This is a genomic window from Solirubrobacter soli DSM 22325 (genome assembly GCF_000423665.1).
GTDB classification, from domain to species: Bacteria; Actinomycetota; Thermoleophilia; order Solirubrobacterales; family Solirubrobacteraceae; genus Solirubrobacter; species Solirubrobacter soli.
This window is the reverse complement of the sequence record NZ_AUIK01000009.1, coordinates 557,242-575,187: the sequence shown is the minus strand read 5'-3', so window position 1 is coordinate 575,187 and position 17,946 is coordinate 557,242. Positions and strand designations below refer to the sequence as shown.

The following is a 17,946-nucleotide window of genomic DNA, read 5'->3' as shown; positions in this document are numbered from 1 at the left end:
CCTCTCAGGGTATTTGACCGGGGGGCTGCCGCCCCCCGGACCCCCCGCTTTACGGGGTTACGCCACCCCCGCCTTCTCACGGCTGGACGCGATCACGGTCGTGACCGGCAGCCCCAACCCCGCGGCCTTCGACGGCAGGTCGAGCTTGAGCCACTTCGACACCCGCTGCGGCAGCGTCGAGATGATCAGCTCGTCGAAGCCGTGGATGTTGATCGCGTCCTGGATCGCGGCGAGCGGCTCGGGCACGCCGATCATCCCCTCGACCGGCGCACCGGCGGCGCGCTCGAGCAGCGGCAGCGCCAGCTCCAGCGTCTGCTCGGCCTCGTTGCGCTCCTGATCCTCCGGATCGACGAACGCGTGCAGGCCGTGAGCCGGGTTCGGGATCAGCAGCGTGAAGGACGCCGGGCCGCGGGACGCCCGCTCGCGGACCGCCTCGATCAGCGCCGGTGTCGCGGCGGTCTTGTTGGCGACGACGAGAACCCTGGCCGGGTCAGACATATGGGACACGCTCCCTAACTCGCTTGCGGCAATTGTTGCAAGCGAGCCGGGGACGTCAACCATGAAATGTCAGAGCTTGGCCGAGCCCGTCGCGTACTCGACGTAGCGCTTGCCCTGCTTGCGCTTGACCGAGAGCGACACCGAGAGCTTGGCCGAGGCGGGCAGCTTGATGCTGATCCGCGTCGAATAGCCCGACTTGACCGCCTGGGTCTTGGTGACCGTCTTGGTCTTGCTGCCGGTGGTGATCTTGAAGACGAACTGGAAGGAGCCCTTGCCGATCGCGAGCGGGCGCAGGTCGACCGTGGTCGAGGCCGGCAGCGACGCGATCGAGAGCTGGCCGACCAGGCGCGCGGCGGCGGCACCGCCCTTGCGCAGCAGGACGGCCTCGCTGCGGACGCGCGGGGTCGGCGCGGGCGCCGGGGTCGAGCGGTCGGCGAGCGTGACGGCCTTCGAGGCCGCACCGTTGCCGGCCACATCGGACGCGTAGACCGTCAAAGAGCCCTTGGCGACCGTGAAGGAGTCGCCGCTGTTGAGCGCGACCGGAGCCGCACCGTCGACCGAGTAGGCCATGCCGGACACGCCGGAGACGGCGTCGCTCGCGGTGGCGGTGCAGGTCCAGCCCGAGGCGCTGTCCGCCACGCAGTTGACCGCGGGGGACGGGGCGGTCGTGTCGACCTTGACCTCGGCCGTCGCGACCGACTCGTTGCCCGCGCCGTCCACGGCACGGAAGTGGATCGTCTGCGCGCCCTGGCCGGGCACGCCGTAGGCGCCGTCGACGACCGAGTTGCCATCCGCCGTCACGCCTGCCAGGCCCGAGAGCCCGCCGGTCGCGGCGACCGAGCACGTCGGCTGCGTGTTGCGCCAGGAGGTCGTCCCGCAGTCGGCCGACAGTGCCGGGACCGTGCGGTCGATCCCGATCGTGTCCGTCCGCCAGGGAGAGATGTTGCCGGCGTTGTCGACGATCCGCGACGCGAGCGTGTGCACGCCTTCGTCCGTGATCGTCACGTTGCCGTTGGTCTGCGTCGCCCCGCCGTCGAGCGAGTACTCGACCCGCTGCACGCCGGAGGCGGCATCGACGCCGGTGATCGTCCGCACGTAGTCGGAGTTGCGCCACGGCGAGGTCGGGAGGCCGGTCGTGTTCGTCGGAGCGGTGTGGTCGACCTTGATGGTCTCCGGCCGCCACGGCGAGGCGTTGCCCGCCTTGTCGACGACGCGGGTCTCGAAGCTCTGCGTGCCCTCGGAGGTGACGAGCGCGGTCGAGCCGCTTTGCGTGGGACCGCCGTTGACGCGCCACTCGCCGTGGTCGAACCCGGACGAGGCGTCGGTGCCCGTGAGCGGGAGCGAGAGCGACGGCGTCTGCCAGGTGGCCGGCGCCGCGGCGCTCGTGTTCACCGGGTTCACCGTGTCGGCCTTATAGATCACCGAGCGGTTCAGGCGCTGGCCGGCGACGTCGTAGATGCTGTAGCTGATCGTGTAGGCGCCGTCGGTGGCGAGGGTGACCCCGCCGGTGGCGCCGACGATCGTGCCCGTGACCGGCGAAGGCCCGGAGATGTCGTAGGTGATGCGATCAACGCCCGAGGTCGCGTCGGCGGCCGAGAACGTTATCGTGCGCGAGTTCTGCCAGCCGGTGGCGATCGAACTCGAGTCCGTCGGACGCGTCTTGTCGATCGACAGCGTCTGCGTCTTCCAGTCGGTGTGGTTGCCGGCCTTGTCCCACACCCGCGTGTCGACGGTGTGGACGCCGTCGGCGGTCACGAGGAACTGGGAGCCGGCCGGGCCGTTCTGGATCGCGTCGTCGTCCAGGCGCCACTCGACGTAGTCCACGCCGACGCCGTCGATGTCATCCGACGCGGCGACGGTGACGTTGTAGGCGGCCGTGCGCCACTGCGTCGGGATGTTCGTGTTGTCGTCCGGCGGCGTCGAGTCGGGCGGGAGCACGACCGTGATCGTGTGCGTCGCCCAGGCGCTGTAGTTGCCGGCGTTGTCGCGGACGCGGACCTCGAGCTGGTGGTCGCCCTCGCCCGAGATGGTCACGGCCGGGTTGGTCTTGACCGTGCCGCCGTCGAGCTTCCACTCGATCGCGGCGACGCCGGAGCGGTCGTCCGCCGGGTTGAAGTTGATGACGTGGCGGTTGGAGACCGTCGAGCTCGGATAGCTCGTGTTGTCGGTCGGCAGCACACGGTCGATCTGGATGACCTCGGTGCGCCAGGCGGACGTGGTGCCGCCGATGTCGCGCACGCGGGTGCTGAGGATGTGCGTGCCGTCCTGATTGATCGTCGCGGTCTCATGGCCGGCGGAGCCGACGCTCTCGCCGCTCTCGGCCATGCCCTGCAGCTGGATCTTCCAGCCGACGCTGGCGACGCCGGACAGCGCGTCCGCGCCGTCGAGGACGACGGAGTAGGGCGTGTTGCGCCAGCCGGTGGGCGCGACCGGGGTGAGGTTGGTCGGCGCGGTCGCGTCGAGCTTGATCGTGCGCGGGACCCAGGCGCTGGCCAGGCCGGCGTTGTCGATCACGCGGGTCTCGAGCGTGTGGACGCCGTCGCCGGAGACCGTCACGTCGTGCTGATCGGAGGTCGCCGAGCCGACGTTGCCGCCGTCGATGCGCCACTCCACCCGCTGGATGTCGGAGTAGGTGTCGGTGCCGCGCACGTTGACGTTCAGCGACGAGAGCGGGAGCCAGCCGGCCGCGATCGTGGTCAGGTCGATCGGGGTGACCGTGTCGATCTTGACCAGGTGCGTGTGCCAGTCCAGGACGCGGTTGTCGACGTCGGTCATGCGCACCTCGAGGTGGTGCGTCCCGTCGCCGGAGATCGTCACCGGGACCGTGCTGTTGACGGGGTTGGTGACGTCACCGCCGGGCTGGCCGTCGATCTTCCACTGGATGCGGGCGAGATCGCGGTTGAGGTTGTCGGTGCCGGTGATGTCGACGTTGACGGTCGGGGTCGTGTACCACGTCGTCGGCACGGCGGTCTCGTCGATCGGGCCGGCGATGTTCACCCACACGGCCTGCGAGCGCCAGAGGGAGACGTTGCCGACCTCGTCCACGACGCGGGTGCGGAAGGTGTGCTGGCCCTGCGTGTTGATCGAGACGATCGTGCCGTCGGGGCCGGAGCCGGGCGGGTTGGAGTCGATCTGCCACTCGACGTGGTCGATGCCGGAGTCCGTGTCGGTGCCGTCGACGGTGAGGTCGACCGCGTTCGGCTGCCAGCCGACGGGCGCCGTGTCGGTCGTGTCGGTCGGGGCGACGTCGTCGATGTTGACCGTGTAGGTGATCTCCTTGCGGTTGCCCGCGGAGTCGACGGCCGCGGTGTCGACCGTGTGCGGGCCGGTGCCGACGATCGTCGCGGTGCCGGTGGAGTTCCACGACCCGCCGTCGACGCGCCACTCGGCGTGCGACGGGGAGGTCGCGTCGGTCGCGGTGACCGGGAAGATCGCGGGGCCGCGGCGCCAGTTGGAGCTGATCACCGGGGTCGTGTTGACCGGGTCGACGGAGTCGATGCGCACGAACTCGTCGACCCAGTCGGTCCACGTGGACGTGACCGAGTCGCGAGCGCGGTGCGTGAAGCGGATGATGCCCTGGGCGGTCACCGTCGCCGTGCCGGACGAGCCGTTGACGACGGTCGAGGTGCCGCAGTTGACCTTGTACTCGAACGCGTCGACGTTGTTGCCGACGAGCGGGATGTCGACCGAGCCCGCGGGGGTGCCGACCTGCCAGTTCGAGTTGGAGACGACGGTCTGGTCCTGCGAGGCGGGGGCGTAGGGTCCGAGGTCGTTGCCGCACGCGCTGGTGGCCGCCGATGCCTGGGCGGGAGCGATGACCAGCGCGGTCAGCAGGGTCAGGAGGAATATGCGAATCCGAGGGCTCACGCCCCCCGTAATCGGCAGACCTCTCAGAAGCTGGAGCGTCTAGGCGTCTACGTGTCGATCGATCGGAGGAACGCGCGTACGACGGCCGGATCGAAGTCGGTGCCGGCTCCGCGCTCGATCTCCGCGACCGCGGCCTCGACCGTCCAGGACTCCTTGTACGGGCGCTCGTGGACGAGGATGTCGAAGACGTCGGCGAGGTGCACGAGCCGCGCCGGAAGCGGGATCGCGTCGCCCGCCAGGCCGCCCGGGTAGCCGCGGCCGTCCCAGCGTTCGTGGTGGTGGCGGGCGATCGCCTCCGCCGTCTGGATGACGTCCGAGTCGCCTCCCTGCAGCACCCGCGCACCGAGCACGGCGTGCGTTTTGACGACCTCGAACTCCTCCTCGGTCAAACGTCCAGGCTTGAGGAGGATCGAGTCCGGGATCGCGATCTTGCCGATGTCGTGCAGCGGGGCGGCGCGATGGACGAGCGCGACCTGGCGGTCCGGGAGCGAGAGTTCGCGGGCGAGGCGGGCGGCGAGGTCGGCGACGCGCTGCGTGTGCTCGTGGGTGTTGTCGTCGCGGTAGCCGGCCGCGCGCAAGAGCCGTTGCAGGAGCTCCTCCTGGGCGGCCGCGGCGTCGCGCCGGCGGGTGAGGGCCTGCGCGGCGAGGGCGGCCTCGAGCTCCGCCTGGCGGGCGCGCAGGCCACGCTGGCCGATCACCGCGCGCAACCGTCCCGCCGCGACCGCGCCAAGCTCCTCGTCGGCCGCGGAGATCGCCCGCAGGCCGATCACCGGCGGGCCCTGCTTGAGGTCGAACGGGTCCAGGCGGTCGCGCAATTGCCGCTCGGTGGCGTCGACCGCGATGATCGCGGCGGGTGGCGCGGCGGTCGCGGCGCGGGCGAGCGCCTCGACGTCCCCCGCGAGCGCGGTCGCGTCGGCTCCCAGCGCGGCCAGGCGGGCCTGCGCCACCTGGACGGCGGCGAGGTCCCCGCCGGCAACGAGCAGTCTCAGGCCCGCGAGCGCGTCGGCGTCGTCCATACTGGTCCGCATCATGGCGGACGCGAGCGACGACCGGCGGATCGGCTCCGTCATCGCCGGGTACCGGATCGACTCGCGCATCGGTCGCGGGGGGATGGGCGTGGTCTACCGCGCCCACCATCTGAGCCTCGAGCGCCAAGCGGCGTTGAAGGTCATCCAGCCGGACCTGGCCGAGTCCTCGGGCTTCCGCGAGCGCTTCTCGCGCGAGGCGCGCGTGGCCGCCGCGCTCGCGCACCCGAACATCGTCACCGTCTACGACGCGGGCGAGGTCGACGGGACGCTGTACCTGGCGATGCAGTACATCGAGGGCGCGGACCTCGCACGGATGCTCGCCACCGACGGCCGTCTGAAGCCCTACCGCGCGATCGACGTCTGCCGTCAGGTGGGTGACGCGCTGGACGCCGCGCACGCGAAGGGCCTCATCCACCGCGACGTCAAGCCCGCCAACGTCCTGATCGAGGGGCGCAACGCGTACCTGACCGACTTCGGGCTGACGAAGCGCCTCGGCGGGACCCAGGTGACGCTGACGGGCGACGTCGTCGGCACGATCCACTACGTCGCGCCCGAGCAGATCGAAGGCCGTGAGGTGACCGCGCGCAGCGACATCTACTCGCTCGGCTGCGTGCTCTACCACTGTCTGACCGGCCGCATGCCCTATCAGCGCGACACCGACGTGGCGGTCATCTACGCCCACCTGTCCGAGCCGCCGCCGCGCCCGTCGCGCGCGCAGCCGGACCTCGCCGACGGCTTCGACGACGTGATCGCGCGGGCGCTGGACAAGAACCCGGAGCGGCGCTTCCAGACCTGCGCCGAGCTGATGGCCGCGGCGCGTGCGGTCGTCGAGTCCGCGGGGCCGCTGTCGGAGACGATCCCGCCGCGGCGCTCGAGCACGGCCGCCCCGGTGCCGTCCGAGGTGCGCGACGCGCGTCGCTCGCGGGTGCTGCTGGCAGGTGTGGACGCGTCGACGCGGGCGATCGCCCACGTGGCGCTGGGCGGGCGGGTGGACGTGCGCGAGGCGGGCAGCGCGGGTGCGTTGGACGCCGCCCGCGACGCGCGGCCGGACCTCGTGATCCTCGGCACCGCGGAGATCGTCGGCGCGCTGCGCGCCGATCCGCTGACGCGCGACTCGAAGGTGCTGCTGGTCATCGACGAGAGCGCGAGCCGCGACCCGCGCGCGGCGGGCGCCGACGAGCGCCTCGCGACCCCGTTCTCCCCGCTGCAGCTGCAGGTCAAGCTGCGCAAGCTGCTGGGCGCCGACGCCGTCGGCGCGTGACGGAGCCCGGCCCCCGCCGCGGCGGCCCCGGCCTTGCGGTTTCGGGCATCCCGCGGAGCGGCGCGGCATGACGCCTTCGCCCGACTTCGCCGTCGTCGGCGGCGGCATCGTGGGGTGCTCGCTCGCGGCGTTCCTCGCCGAGGCCGGCGCGAGCGTCGTGCTCTACGAGCGGACGGCGATCGCCGCGGGCGCGTCCGGGCGCAACTCCGGCGTCGTCCAGCACCCGCTCGACCCGGCGCTCGTCGACCTCTACGAGGAGTCGCTCGAGCACTACCGGACGCTCGGCCGCGGGTTCGAGCTCCCCGCCGACCACGTCGGGCTCCTCCTCGTCTCGGAGGAGCCGAGCGAGGCACCCGCGGAGGAGTTCCCCGAGCTGCGCCCGACGCTCCTCGAGGGCGCGGACCTGCGCGCCGCCGAACCCGCGCTCGCCGACGGCCTCTTCGCCTGGCGGCTGGAGACCGGCAGACCTGTTCCCCCGGCCGCCGCGGCGAACGCGTTCGCGATCCGCGCCCACGAGGCCGGCGCGACCTTGCAGGTCGGCGTCGAAGCGTTCGCGCACGTCGAAAACGGCCGTGCGACAGGCGTCACGATCAACGGCGTCCACCATCCGGCGGGCGCGGTGGCCGTCGCGGCCGGCCCGTGGAGCCCCGCCGTTCTGAAAGACGGCCTGCTCCCGTTTATCTCGGCTTTATGGGGGCTGGTGGTCGAGTTCGAGTTGGCGGACGCGCCGCGGCACGTGCTCGAGGAGGCCGGGATCAAGGCGTTGACCAGCGCGGAGGGCGCGCCGGAGGTGCTGTTCAGCGCGGTGACGGCGCGGGGGATCTCGGCGGTCGGCTCGACGTTCACGAGCCAAGAGCCGGACCCGGCACTGGTGGCGCCGAGGATCGTTGAGAACGCGACCCGCTTCCTCCCGGCTCTAGAGGGGGTCGAGCCGAGAGGAATGCGGGCGTGCGCGCGGCCGAGTTCGGAGGATGGTCGGCCGCTTCTCGGACCCCTCCCGGAGGCGGAGGGGCTCGCGATCGCGAGCGGCCACGGTGCGTGGGGGATCACGCTGGGGCCGGCGTCGAGCCGGCGTGTGGCCGATCAGTTGTTGGGCCGGCGAGCGGACATCCCGCCGGCCCTGTCTGTGGGGAGGATCAGGAACTCGTCGGGTTGCTCGTGACGAGCGACCCGTTGGCGGTGGTGCCGTCGGTCGTCGACGCGGTGGAGTCGGTGGTGGAGGAGGAGTTGGTGTCGGTGTCGGCGGTCTTGGCCGTCGGGTCCTTCACCATGAAGATCTCGCGGTTCTTACCGGTGCCGTAGATGTGGTATTCGCGGTCGTCCTTCTTGACCAGGACGAACGTCTTGCCGTCACGCGCGTTGCCGCTCGTGTTCAGGTAGAGGTCCTTGCGCGGGCCGGACGTGATGTCGGCGTACGCGCGACCATCGACCTGCTTGGTCTTCTCGCCCGCCGGCGCCTTGTCGGTCGACGTCGAGCCGGTGGTGTTCGAAGTCTTGGTCGACGTCCCGGAGTCCGACGAGTCCGAGTCGGACTTGTCGGCGCTCACGCGGATGACCTTGCGGTCGTCGCCGGTGCCGTAGATGTGATCCTCGGCGCCGTCATGCTTGACGAGCACGAACGCCTCGCCGTCGCGCGGACCGCCACTCGTGTTGAGGTACAGCCCGGCCCGCGGGCCCGTCAGGATCTCGGCGTAGTTTGTGCCGGGAACGGGCTTGGTCGTTTCCTTCTCAGTAGCCGCCTTGAGCTGGCTCGAGAACGAAGTGGTGGTGCCGGACGACTTCAGCGAGGCCGTGGTGACCTTCGAGGACTGATTCGCGGCGGTGATGCCTTGGAGGAGAGACGTATCGACGCGCATTGGATTGATCTCCGCATCGGCCATCCGTCCAAGGAACTTGAATGAAAATTTTGATCGATGCGATGAACGTGATCGGCTCGCGCCCGGACGGCTGGTGGCGCGACCGCGAAGGCGCCATGCGGCGGCTGGTCGACGAGGTGCGCGAGTGGGCGTCCGAGCCGGTGACGATCGTGCTCGACAGCGGCCCCGACGACCTGCTCGGCACGGTCGGGCACGTGACCGTCACCCGCGCGGCGCGCCGCGGGCGCAACGCGGCCGACGACGAGATCGTGGACCTCGTCGCGGCCGGCGACACGGTCGTGACCTCCGACGCCGAACTGACCGCGCGCGTGCGTGCGCTGGGCGCGCGCGTGGAGGGGGCGGGATCGTTCCGGCGGCGGCTAGAGTCCGCCGGGTGAGCGACGATGGACTGCGCGCGAGCGTCGAGAAGATGCGCTCGGAGGGCGTCGCGGAGGAGGCCATCCGCGCGTTCGAGCACTACTACCACCAGCTGGAGGCGGGCGAGACCGGGCTGATGCCCGAGGACTCGATCGAGCCGGTGACCGACCCGGTCGAGTTCGACGGACTGCCGTCGGACCCCGACGCCGAGCGCGAGGCGCTGCAGAAGGCGATCGTCCTGCGCCTCAATGGCGGCCTCGGCACGAGCATGGGGCTCACGAGCGCCAAGTCGCTGCTCGAGGCCAAGGACGGCAACAGCTTCCTCGACATCATCGCCCGCCAGGTCCTGGCACTGCGCGCGGAGCACGACGCGCGCCTGCCACTGGTGCTGATGGACTCCTTCTCGACCCGCGACGGCTCGCTCGAAGCGCTCGAGGCGCACCCGGACCTCGACGTCGGCCTCCCGCTGGACTTCATCCAGAACAAGGAGCCGAAGCTGCTCGTCGACGGGCTCAGCCCCGCCGAGTGGCCACCCGACCCGGCGCTCGAGTGGTGCCCGCCCGGCCACGGTGACCTCTACACCGCGCTCGTCACCTCCGGCATGCTCGCGGCGCTGCTCGAACGCGGCTTCGAGTACGCGTTCATGGCCAACTCCGACAACCTCGGCGCGGTCCTCGACCCACGCATCCTCGCCTGGATGCGCGCCGAGCAGGTCCCGTTCGCGATGGAGGTCACCGACCGCACGGAGGCCGACCGCAAGGGCGGCCACATCGCGCGCCGCAAGGCCGACGGCCGCCTCGTCCTGCGCGAGACCGCGCAGACCCCGGAGGAGGACCTCAAGTCGCTCCAGGACATCGGCCGCCACCGCTACGTCAACACCAACAACCTCTGGATCGACCTGCGCGCCCTCGACGCCGCGATGCGCGAACGCGACGGCGTGCTGGGCCTGCCGATGATCCGCAACAAGAAGACCGTCGACCCCGGCGACAAGTCCTCTCCCGAGGTCTTCCAGATCGAGACCGCGATGGGCGCGGCGATCGAGGTGTTCGAGGGCGCCCAGGCGCTCCGCGTCCCGCGCACCCGCTTCGCCCCCGTCAAGACCACCGACGACCTGCTCGCCCTGCGCTCCGACGCCTACCGACTGACCGACGACGCCCGCGTCGTGCTCGCGGGCGGCCGCACCGACGTGCCGTTCGTCGCGCTCGACCCGGACTACTTCAAGCTGCTGCGCGACTACGAGGCCCGCTTCCCGGACGGCGAGCCGTCACTGGTGGAGTGCGACCGCTTCGAGGTCGAGGGCGACGTGCGCTTCGGCGCCGGCGTGATCGCGCGCGGCAACGTCAAGGTCATCGGCCCGAAGACGATCGAGGACGGAACGGTTCTCTAGGAGTCTGTTGACGAATGGTCGGTCCGACCGATGTGGTGCGGCCGCCAGTGGCTCGTGACGGCCGCGCTCGCGATGCGGCCCTCTGGGCCGTGAGCAGCGCGGGTGGCGCGAGACGCTGCGGATGTGCCGCAGCGGGCGCACCGTTATTCGTCAGCAGGCTCCTAGGCGCGGCGGGCGATCATCGCCACGAGCAGGGCGACGGCGGCGAAGATCAGTCCGACCCACACCCAGGAGGCGACCGCGACGACGAGCATCGCGCGACCCTACACGGATATGCCAACTTCCGGTGCTGAACAACCGTCCAGAATCACGCACCGAGTTCTGAGCGCAGCGCGGTCAGCTCCGCTCGCAGCTCGCCCACTTCCGCACGCAGCGCGGCCACCTCGCCCTCGAGCTTCTCCACCCGCTCGTCGCGGCGGGGCGGCGGAGGGACCACGGCCGCCGGCGCGGCAGCCGTAAACCCGGCGGGCTCGTCGACGTCGTCGGCGTCCTCGGAGAGGCGGTGCATGAACCGCTCTTCCTTCTGGCCGGGGCGGCGCGCGAGCTGCGCGACCATCTCGCGGTCGATCAGGCGGGTGAGCACCTCATTCAGTTCGTCGATCGACGAAAAGGGCTGCATGCGCTCGGTGCGCTGCTTGAGCTCGCCGGGCGTCTGGGGGCCGCGGAGCATCAGCACCGCGAGCACCGCCTGCTCCTCGCGGTCGAGTCGCAGCTCGTCGTCGAGCAGGTGCCGGTACTTGGCCGCGCGGCTCGAGTGGCCGCTGGCCAGTCGCGTGTAGCGGCGCCGTCCGAGGCGGTGCAGCGCGCCGCGGATGGTCTCTTCGTCGTACTGGACGACCGGGTCGCGGTTGGTGCTCTGGTTGCAGGCCAGGCGGAGCGCGTTGAGGCTCAGGGGGTAGGCGTCCGGCGTCGTGCGCTGCTTCTCGATCAAGCAGCCGAGGACTCGGACTTCGATCGCGTCTAGGTCCATAGGTGTTTGGTTTTGCGCAACGACGATGCGAAAGTTTGCCGAAGCAACGGCATTTTGGTATAGGTTCGCACTGTTGTACTGAGGGCTTTCAGGGTCTAGTCCGGCACCCGTGCGAGGGCACGGAATCGGGAGTGAGGAGAAGGCATTGAAGGGATTCGGTGTGCGCGTAGGCGCGGCCATGGCCGCCGCTGGCGCGATTCTGTCATGCGCCGCCACGGCGCAGGCGCAACGCCCCGCCGACCTCGGCGCAGGTGCGCCCACGGGTCAGATGGGCGTCCAGCTGTACGACTGGAGCAACTACATCTCCAACGGCGCGGGTGAGATCACCTGCCCCGCTGCCCCCGCTCCGCCGACCACGGACTGCGTCGCGCCCCCGGCGCCGTCGACGTCCGCCGCTCGCCTCGAGCGCACGTTCGCGTATCTGAAGTCCAAGAACGTCCGCAACGTCGAGCTCTACGGCTATCCGGGCAACCCGTTCCCGGGCACCAACCCGGCGACGCCCACGAACGTCGCGGGCCTGCAAGCACTGCGCGCGCTGGGCGACAGCTACGGCCTGCGCTTCGTCTCCCGTCACGGCACGCTCGCCGAGACGAACTGGGACGCCGAGATCCAGGCCGCGAAGATCCTCGGCCAGGAGGTCATCGGCGCCGCCGATCCGCTGAACGCCGGGAGCACCAGCCTGCAGCAGAACCTCGCCAACGCGCAGCAGATGAACCGCATCGGCAAGCGCTCGGTCGAGGCCGGCGTCGGCCCGGCGTACTTCCACAACCACGCTTCGTCCTGGAACGCCAAGGTCAACGACGGCGGCGTGATGAAGTCGCAGTGGCAGTTCCTGCTCGACCACACCGATCCGCGCTACGTCAAGGCGCAGATCGACCTCGGCTGGGCCGTCTCGGGCTCGACGCTGCAGACGGTCATCGACACGGTGAGCAACCCGACCTACGCGTCGCGCCTCATCAGCTTCCACGTCAAGGACGTCGTCAACCCGCGCGTGAACGCCGGTACCGCTGACCTCCGCGCCCTCGGCGACGGCGACATCAACTTCGCGCCGATCTTCGCCGCGGCCAAGAACCGCGTCCGCTACTACCTCTACGAGTACGACCCGGTCACCCCGGGCAACAACGGCGGCTTCAACCCGTTCACCTCGGCCGACAAGAGCTTCGCCGCTCTGGCCGGTGACCCGGCCCCGGTCGCCTTCGCCCGCGTCCCGTCGTTCACCTCGGTGCCCGCCGGCACGCTGGCGGCCAACAACGTGACGCCGATCGTGATCACCAACGTCGGCGACGCCCCGCTGGTCATCACCAACGCGGCCCCGGCGCTCGCCGCCAACGCCGACGACGGCGGCAACACGACCCGCGACGACTTCGCGATCGTCAGCCAGGACTGCCAGAACAAGACCCTGGCCGCCGCCAAGGACGCCGTCGCCGACGACCCGTCGACGCCCGCCGACGAGTCCGCTCCGGCGGTCCCGGCCGGCACCTGCACGGTCAACGTCGGCTTCAAGCCGACCCGCACCAACTACACGTCCGTCGCCCGCCTGACGTTCGCCTCGAACTCGGATGACGCGATGGAGACGATCCCGCTCGTCGGCACCAGCACCGGCGACGCCATCAGCACCGTCGGCGGCAACGTCCCGAGCCTGCTCGCCCTGAGCCTGCCGACCCAGCCGGGCAGCTTCGGCACCTTCGCGCCGACCGTCGCCAAGAGCTACGAGACGGCCGTCTCGGCGACCGTCACCAGCACCGCCGGCGACGCGACCCTCGCGGTCAACGACCCGGGCACCGTCGCTCCGGGCCACCTGGTCAACGGCACGTTCTTCCTGCCCTCGCCGCTCAACGTCAAGGCCACCAACACGGCCACCCCGGGCAACGCCTACGCGGCACTGCCGGAGACGACGGGCACGGCGCTGAACCTCCTGACGTACCCGGGCCCGGTCAACGGCGACGCCGTCACGATCGGCTTCCGCCAGGCGATCGGCGCCGCCGACGTCCTGCGGTCCGGCAACTACACCAAGACGCTGACCTTCACGCTGTCCACGACGGCGCCGTAGGTAGCTGAGCAGCAACGATTCGAGGGCCCCCACGGGGGCCCTCACCCGTTAACGGATCTGGACGCCGGAAATGGCGCGGGCGATGACCAGCCGCTGGATCTCCGACGTGCCCTCGAAGATCGTGTAGATCTTCGCGTCGCGGTGCATCCGCTCGACGGGGAACTCGCGCGTGTAGCCGTTGCCACCGAGGATCTGGATCGCGCGCTCGGTCGCCCACACGGCCACCTCACCCGCCTTGAGCTTGCTCATCGAGCCCTCGGCCGCCTCGAACCGGCGCCCGGTGCGGCCCATCCAGGACGCACGCCAGACGAGCAGGCGGGCGGCGTCGATCTCCATCCGCATGTCCGCCAGCGCGAACGCGATCGCCTGGTTCTCGATGATCGCCCGGCCGAACTGCCTGCGCTCCTTGGCGTAGCCGAGCGCGTATTCGTACGCGGCGCGGGCGATGCCGATCGCCTGCGCGCCGACCGCCGGGCGCGTCGCCTCGAAGGTCTGCATCGCGCCCTGGCGCTTCCCGCGCGTGCCCTCGCGTGCGCGCGCGAGCCGCTCGTCGAGCTTCTCCTTGCCGCCGAGCACGAGCCGCGCCGGGATCCGGACGTCGTCGAGGAAGACGTCGGCGGTGTGGCTGGCGCGCAGGCCGTGCTTCTTGACCTTGGTCCCCTCCACGAGCCCCTTCGTGCCGGGCGGAATGATGAAACTGGCCTGGCCGCGGGCGCCGAGCTCGGGGTCGACGGAGGCGACGATGACGTGCACGTCGGCGATGCCGCCGTTGGTCGCCCAGGCCTTCTGGCCGTTGATCACCCACTCGCCCGCCGCCTCGTCGTAGCGCGCGCGGGTCCGCAGGCTCGAGACGTCGCTGCCCGCGTCGGGCTCGGACACGCAGAACGCCGCGACCTTCGGCTCGTCGACGGTGCCATAGCACTGCGGCACCCACTCGCCGAACTGCTCGCCGGTGCCGGAGGTGAAGATCGCGGCGACGGCGAGCGTCGTGCCCATGATCGACATCCCGATGCCGGCGTCACCCCAGAACAGCTCCTCGTTGACGATCGGCAGCATCAGCCCGGACTCGTCCGCGTAGAACTGCGCGAGCGCCTCGAAGCTGTAGAGGCCGATCTTCGCCGCCTCCTGGATCAGCGGCCACGGCGTCTCCTCGCGTTCGTCCCACTCCGCCGCCGCCGGCCGCACCACGTTCTCAGCGAAGCCGTGGACCCACTCGCGCACGTCGAGCTGATCCTGGCTCAGCTCCATCGAGAACGCGCCTTGGGCCATCGGCTCGGTTACTGCCTCCATCGGTTCACTCGCCATAGGATCCCAACCTTATGGTCCTCGTGGACGTCACGGTACGGCCGCCGTGGCCAAGCGAGCCGCCCCGCTCATCTGGACCGGGCGGATTGGTGAAGATCGAGGGCGGCGTGGCACGGCGGGCGCTGCGGGTCGGCTCCGAGCTCGCGCTGGTCGAGGCGGCGTGGCGCGGGGACGAGGTGCTGCTGCGCGCGCACGCGGCTGACGAAGCGGCGGCGCGACTCGCGGTGGAGCGGATGCGGTTCGTCCTGATGCTCGACGAGGACCTCGAGCCGTTCCACCGGGCGTTCCGGTCCGATCCCTTGTTGGGGCGGGCGCTGCGAGCGCGGCCGAAGCTCCGCTGGCTGCGCAAGCCGGAGCCGTTCGAGGCGCTGGCGTGGGCCATCATCGAGCAGCTGATCGACACGCAGCGGGCGGGGAACATCGCCTGGGCGTTTACCCGCGCGCACGGGATTCGGCACCCCCGCGGATTGTGGGTCGCGCCCACGCCCGCCGCGTTCGCCAACGCGGCGGCGCTGGAGGCCGCGGGCCTGGCGCCGACGCAGGCGCGGACGCTGTCGCGGGTCGCTCGCGCGATCGCCGACGGCCGGCTCGACCCCGCCGCCGACGACCAGCGCGCGCTGGCCGCGATCCCCGGCGTGGGCGAGTGGACGATCGCCCACCTGAACCTGTTCGGCCGCGGGCGCTTCGACGTCCCGCTGGCCCGGGACGTCGGGATGCGCAATGCCTACGCGCGGGTCGCGGGGGTGCGCACAGGCAGCGTGACAGAGGAGGAGTTCGCCGCCGTGCTTGATCGATACACCCCGTGGCAGGGCCTCGCGGCGATGTATCTCGTGTCGGCGGGCTGGCGTTCCGGTGGACGTTGGGCAAAATCCACGGCATGACCTATGTCGCCGCTGAGGACCGATACGACTCGATGCCCTACCGCCGTTGCGGTAGGAGCGGCATCAAGCTGCCCGCGATCAGCCTCGGGCTGTGGAACCGCTTCGGCGACGATACCCCGATCCAGAACCAGCGGGCGATCATCCGCCGCGCGTTCGATCTCGGCATCACCCACATCGACCTGGCCAACAACTACGGCCCGCCCTACGGCTCCGCGGAGCTGAACTTCGGCCGGATCTTCCGCGAGGACCTGGCGCCCTACCGCGACGAGCTGATCATCTCGACCAAGGCGGGCTACGACATGTGGCCCGGCCCGTACGGCGAGTGGGGCTCGCGCAAGTACCTGCTCGCTTCGCTCGACCAGTCGCTCGATCGCATGGGCCTGGACTACGTCGACATCTTCTACTCGCACCGGTTCGACCCGGACACGCCCTTGGAGGAGACGATCGGCGCGCTCGACACCGCCGTGCGCTCGGGCCGCGCGCTCTACGCGGGCATCTCGTCCTACTCCGCCGAGCGCACCGCGGAGGCGGTCGCGATCGCGCGCTCGCTCGGCACGCCGATCCTGATCCACCAGCCGTCGTACTCGCTCCTGAACCGCTGGATCGAGCCGGAGGTGCTCGACACGTGCGGCGAGGAGGGCGTCGGGATCATCGCGTTCTCGCCGCTGGGCCAGGGCATGCTGACCGACCGCTACGTGGAGGGCATCCCCGCCGACTCGCGCGCCGCGAAGGACTTCTACTTGAAGAAGGACTTCATCAACGAGGACAACATGGCGCGTGTCCGCGCGCTGGGTGAGATCGCGGCGCGGCGCGGGCAGCCGCTGGCGCAGATGGCGCTCGCGTGGGTGCTGCGGGACCCGCGGGTCACGTCGGCGCTGATCGGGGCCTCCAGCGTCCAGCAGCTCGAGACCAACGTGGGCGCACTCGAGAACCTCGCGTTCACGGACGAGGAGCTGGCCGAGATCGACAAGCACGCGGTCGACGCCGGCATCAACATCTGGGCCCAGTCGAGCGGTGCCTAGCCGGCGCGACCTCATCGAGCGGTTCTTCCCGCACTCGCCGCTGGTGGCGCATCTCGGGCTGCGGCTGGACTCGATCGGGACGGACGAGGCGACCCTCGTCCTCCCGTTCCGGCCCGAGCTCGCCACGATCGGGGACACCGTCCACGGCGGCGCGATCGCCACGCTGATCGACACCGCCGGGATGGCCGCGACCTGGGCGGACGACTTCGAGCCCGAGTCCATGAAGGGCTCCACCGTGACACTGAACGTCAACTACCTGGCGGCCGCGAACGGCACGGACCTCACCGCGCATGCGGCGGTCACCCGCCGCGGCCGCAGCCTGGTCTTCAGCGAGGTCCGCGTGACCGAGCCGGATGGCCGGCTGGTGGCGACCGGGTCTATCGTGCAGCGCCTTGGCTAGCCGCTTCGTCCGCGATGAGCTGAGCGCGCTGCCGCGCGGGATCGGCGACGTCCACTCGGCGATCGCCGATCGTGTCTTCGGTCTGCTCGGCGCGCCCGCCAGGCCGGTCCGGCTCATGCACGACACGATCTCCCGCAGCGTCTACGAGACCGTGGCCGGCGGCCTGTGGCTGGGCGCCGCGGCCCTTCCCGAGCTGCGCTCGGAGACCGCCGTCGCGGCGCTCAACGGTCTCTACGGGGATCGGCTGGAGGCCGAGGGCTCGCCGCTCGCGATCCCCATGCAGGGGCGGCGTGTCGGCGAGGTCGACACGCCGCACCTGGTCGTCTTCGTGCACGGGCTCGGCGAGACCGAGTACGCGTGGGGGTCACCGAACTACGGCGACATGCTCGACGACGCCACGCCCGTGTTCGTCCGCTACAACACCGGCCGCCACATCTCCGAGAACGGCGCGTCGCTGGACGCGCTGATGACCGAGCTCGTGCGCGAACGCGGGGTGGAGCGGATCACGCTGATCGGCCACTCGATGGGCGGGCTCGTCGCCCGCAGCGCGTGTCATCGCGGCAGCGATTGGACGCGCCGCGTCCGCCACGTGATCACCTTGGGGACGCCGCACGACGGCGCGCCGCTCGAGCAGGCCGTGCACGCGCTCAGCGCCGCCCTGCACCTCGCGCCCGAGACGCGCCCGTTCGCCCGCTTCCTGCGCCGCCGCAGCGCCGGCATCCGCGATCTGCGCCGCGGCTCGCTCGTCGACTCCGACTGGCGCGACCAGGACCCGGACGCGCTGCGGGCGAAGGCGCTCACCGAGGTCCCGCTGCTGGCGGGCGCGACGCACTGCTTCGTCTCCGCGACCATCACCCGCTCACCGACGCACCCGGTCGGCCGGCTGCTCGGCGACATGCTCGTCCTCGCCCCTTCGGCCGCCGGCCGCCGCGTCGGATTCCTCGAAGACGACGGGTTCGCCGTCGGAGGGACGCACCACCTCGCGCTGCTCAACCACCCCGCGGTGGCGGAGCAACTGCGCGCCTGGCTCGCAGAGTGACGCG

At 71.0% G+C, this 17,946-nt stretch carries 15 protein-coding genes; 9 read left to right on the top strand and 6 right to left on the bottom strand.

Annotated features, from left to right (window positions below):
• Nucleotides 1-57: 57 nt before the first annotated feature.
• The 3 genes from G569_RS0109835 to G569_RS47025 all read right to left on the bottom strand — a co-directional run bounded on the left by G569_RS0109835 (nt 58) and on the right by G569_RS47025 (nt 5,381).
• The gene (locus tag G569_RS0109835) at nt 58-498 is read right to left on the bottom strand and encodes a putative universal stress family protein (RefSeq protein WP_028063293.1); all 441 of its coding nucleotides are present in this window, start codon (nt 496-498) and stop codon (nt 58-60) included.
• 69 nt (nt 499-567) lie between these two features.
• Nucleotides 568-4,365: an OmpL47-type beta-barrel domain-containing protein gene (locus G569_RS0109830; RefSeq protein ID WP_028063292.1), complete on the bottom strand. Its 3,798-nt coding sequence runs from the start codon at nt 4,363-4,365 to the stop codon at nt 568-570.
• Nucleotides 4,366-4,412: 47 nt separating this feature from the next.
• Entirely contained in the window at nt 4,413-5,381 is a 969-nt protein-coding gene (locus tag G569_RS47025) for an HD-GYP domain-containing protein (RefSeq protein WP_211232937.1), read from the bottom strand.
• Between the two features lie 13 nt (nt 5,382-5,394).
• Here G569_RS47025 and G569_RS47020 point away from each other — a divergent pair, with 13 nt between their 5' ends.
• Entirely contained in the window at nt 5,395-6,654 is a 1,260-nt protein-coding gene (locus G569_RS47020; RefSeq protein WP_064750296.1) for a serine/threonine-protein kinase, read from the top strand.
• Nucleotides 6,655-6,721: 67 nt separating this feature from the next.
• The gene (locus G569_RS0109815; protein ID WP_028063291.1) at nt 6,722-7,816 is read left to right on the top strand and encodes an NAD(P)/FAD-dependent oxidoreductase; all 1,095 of its coding nucleotides are present in this window, start codon (nt 6,722-6,724) and stop codon (nt 7,814-7,816) included.
• Here G569_RS0109815 and G569_RS0109810 read toward each other — a convergent pair.
• Nucleotides 7,791-8,510, bottom strand: coding sequence for a hypothetical protein (locus G569_RS0109810; protein WP_028063290.1), 720 nt, complete (start codon nt 8,508-8,510; stop codon nt 7,791-7,793). The genes G569_RS0109815 and G569_RS0109810 overlap by 26 nt on opposite strands.
• Before the next feature lie 41 nt (nt 8,511-8,551).
• On the opposite strand from G569_RS0109810, the gene G569_RS0109805 reads away from it, so the two are divergent.
• Entirely contained in the window at nt 8,552-8,908 is a 357-nt protein-coding gene (locus G569_RS0109805; protein ID WP_037495404.1) for a DUF188 domain-containing protein, read from the top strand.
• A complete protein-coding gene (locus tag G569_RS0109800; protein WP_028063288.1) occupies nt 8,905-10,275 on the top strand; it encodes a UTP--glucose-1-phosphate uridylyltransferase in 1,371 nt (456 codons plus the stop codon). Before G569_RS0109805 ends, G569_RS0109800 begins: the two co-directional genes overlap by 4 nt.
• Before the next feature lie 307 nt (nt 10,276-10,582).
• Here G569_RS0109800 and G569_RS0109790 read toward each other — a convergent pair whose 3' ends face one another.
• Nucleotides 10,583-11,245 (bottom strand): YceH family protein, encoded by a 663-nt coding sequence (locus tag G569_RS0109790; RefSeq protein ID WP_028063287.1) that lies wholly within the window; start codon nt 11,243-11,245, stop codon nt 10,583-10,585.
• A gap of 178 nt (nt 11,246-11,423) precedes the next feature.
• Here G569_RS0109790 and G569_RS0109785 point away from each other — a divergent pair, with 178 nt between their 5' ends.
• Nucleotides 11,424-13,295: a sugar phosphate isomerase/epimerase family protein gene (locus G569_RS0109785; RefSeq protein WP_028063286.1), complete on the top strand. Its 1,872-nt coding sequence runs from the start codon at nt 11,424-11,426 to the stop codon at nt 13,293-13,295.
• Between the two features lie 48 nt (nt 13,296-13,343).
• Here G569_RS0109785 and G569_RS0109780 read toward each other — a convergent pair whose 3' ends face one another.
• Nucleotides 13,344-14,564, bottom strand: coding sequence for an acyl-CoA dehydrogenase family protein (locus tag G569_RS0109780; RefSeq protein ID WP_028063285.1), 1,221 nt, complete (start codon nt 14,562-14,564; stop codon nt 13,344-13,346).
• Between the two features lie 125 nt (nt 14,565-14,689).
• On the opposite strand from G569_RS0109780, the gene G569_RS0109775 reads away from it, so the two are divergent.
• Genes G569_RS0109775 through G569_RS47015 form a run of 4 tightly spaced genes read left to right on the top strand, consistent with a single transcriptional unit; the run spans nt 14,690 to nt 17,942 of the window.
• Nucleotides 14,690-15,481: a DNA-3-methyladenine glycosylase family protein gene (locus tag G569_RS0109775; RefSeq protein ID WP_028063284.1), complete on the top strand. Its 792-nt coding sequence runs from the start codon at nt 14,690-14,692 to the stop codon at nt 15,479-15,481.
• Nucleotides 15,478-16,503 carry an L-glyceraldehyde 3-phosphate reductase gene (gene mgrA / locus G569_RS0109770; protein ID WP_028063283.1) on the top strand — a complete coding sequence of 342 codons (1,026 nt, stop codon included), beginning with the start codon at nt 15,478-15,480 and terminating at the stop codon, nt 16,501-16,503. The genes G569_RS0109775 and mgrA overlap by 4 nt, the downstream gene beginning before the upstream one ends.
• Nucleotides 16,496-16,903 (top strand): PaaI family thioesterase, encoded by a 408-nt coding sequence (locus G569_RS0109765; protein WP_028063282.1) that lies wholly within the window; start codon nt 16,496-16,498, stop codon nt 16,901-16,903. Before mgrA ends, G569_RS0109765 begins: the two co-directional genes overlap by 8 nt.
• Nucleotides 16,896-17,942 carry a lipase family alpha/beta hydrolase gene (locus G569_RS47015; RefSeq protein WP_211232936.1) on the top strand — a complete coding sequence of 349 codons (1,047 nt, stop codon included), beginning with the start codon at nt 16,896-16,898 and terminating at the stop codon, nt 17,940-17,942. Before G569_RS0109765 ends, G569_RS47015 begins: the two co-directional genes overlap by 8 nt.
• Nucleotides 17,943-17,946 lie beyond the last annotated feature (4 nt).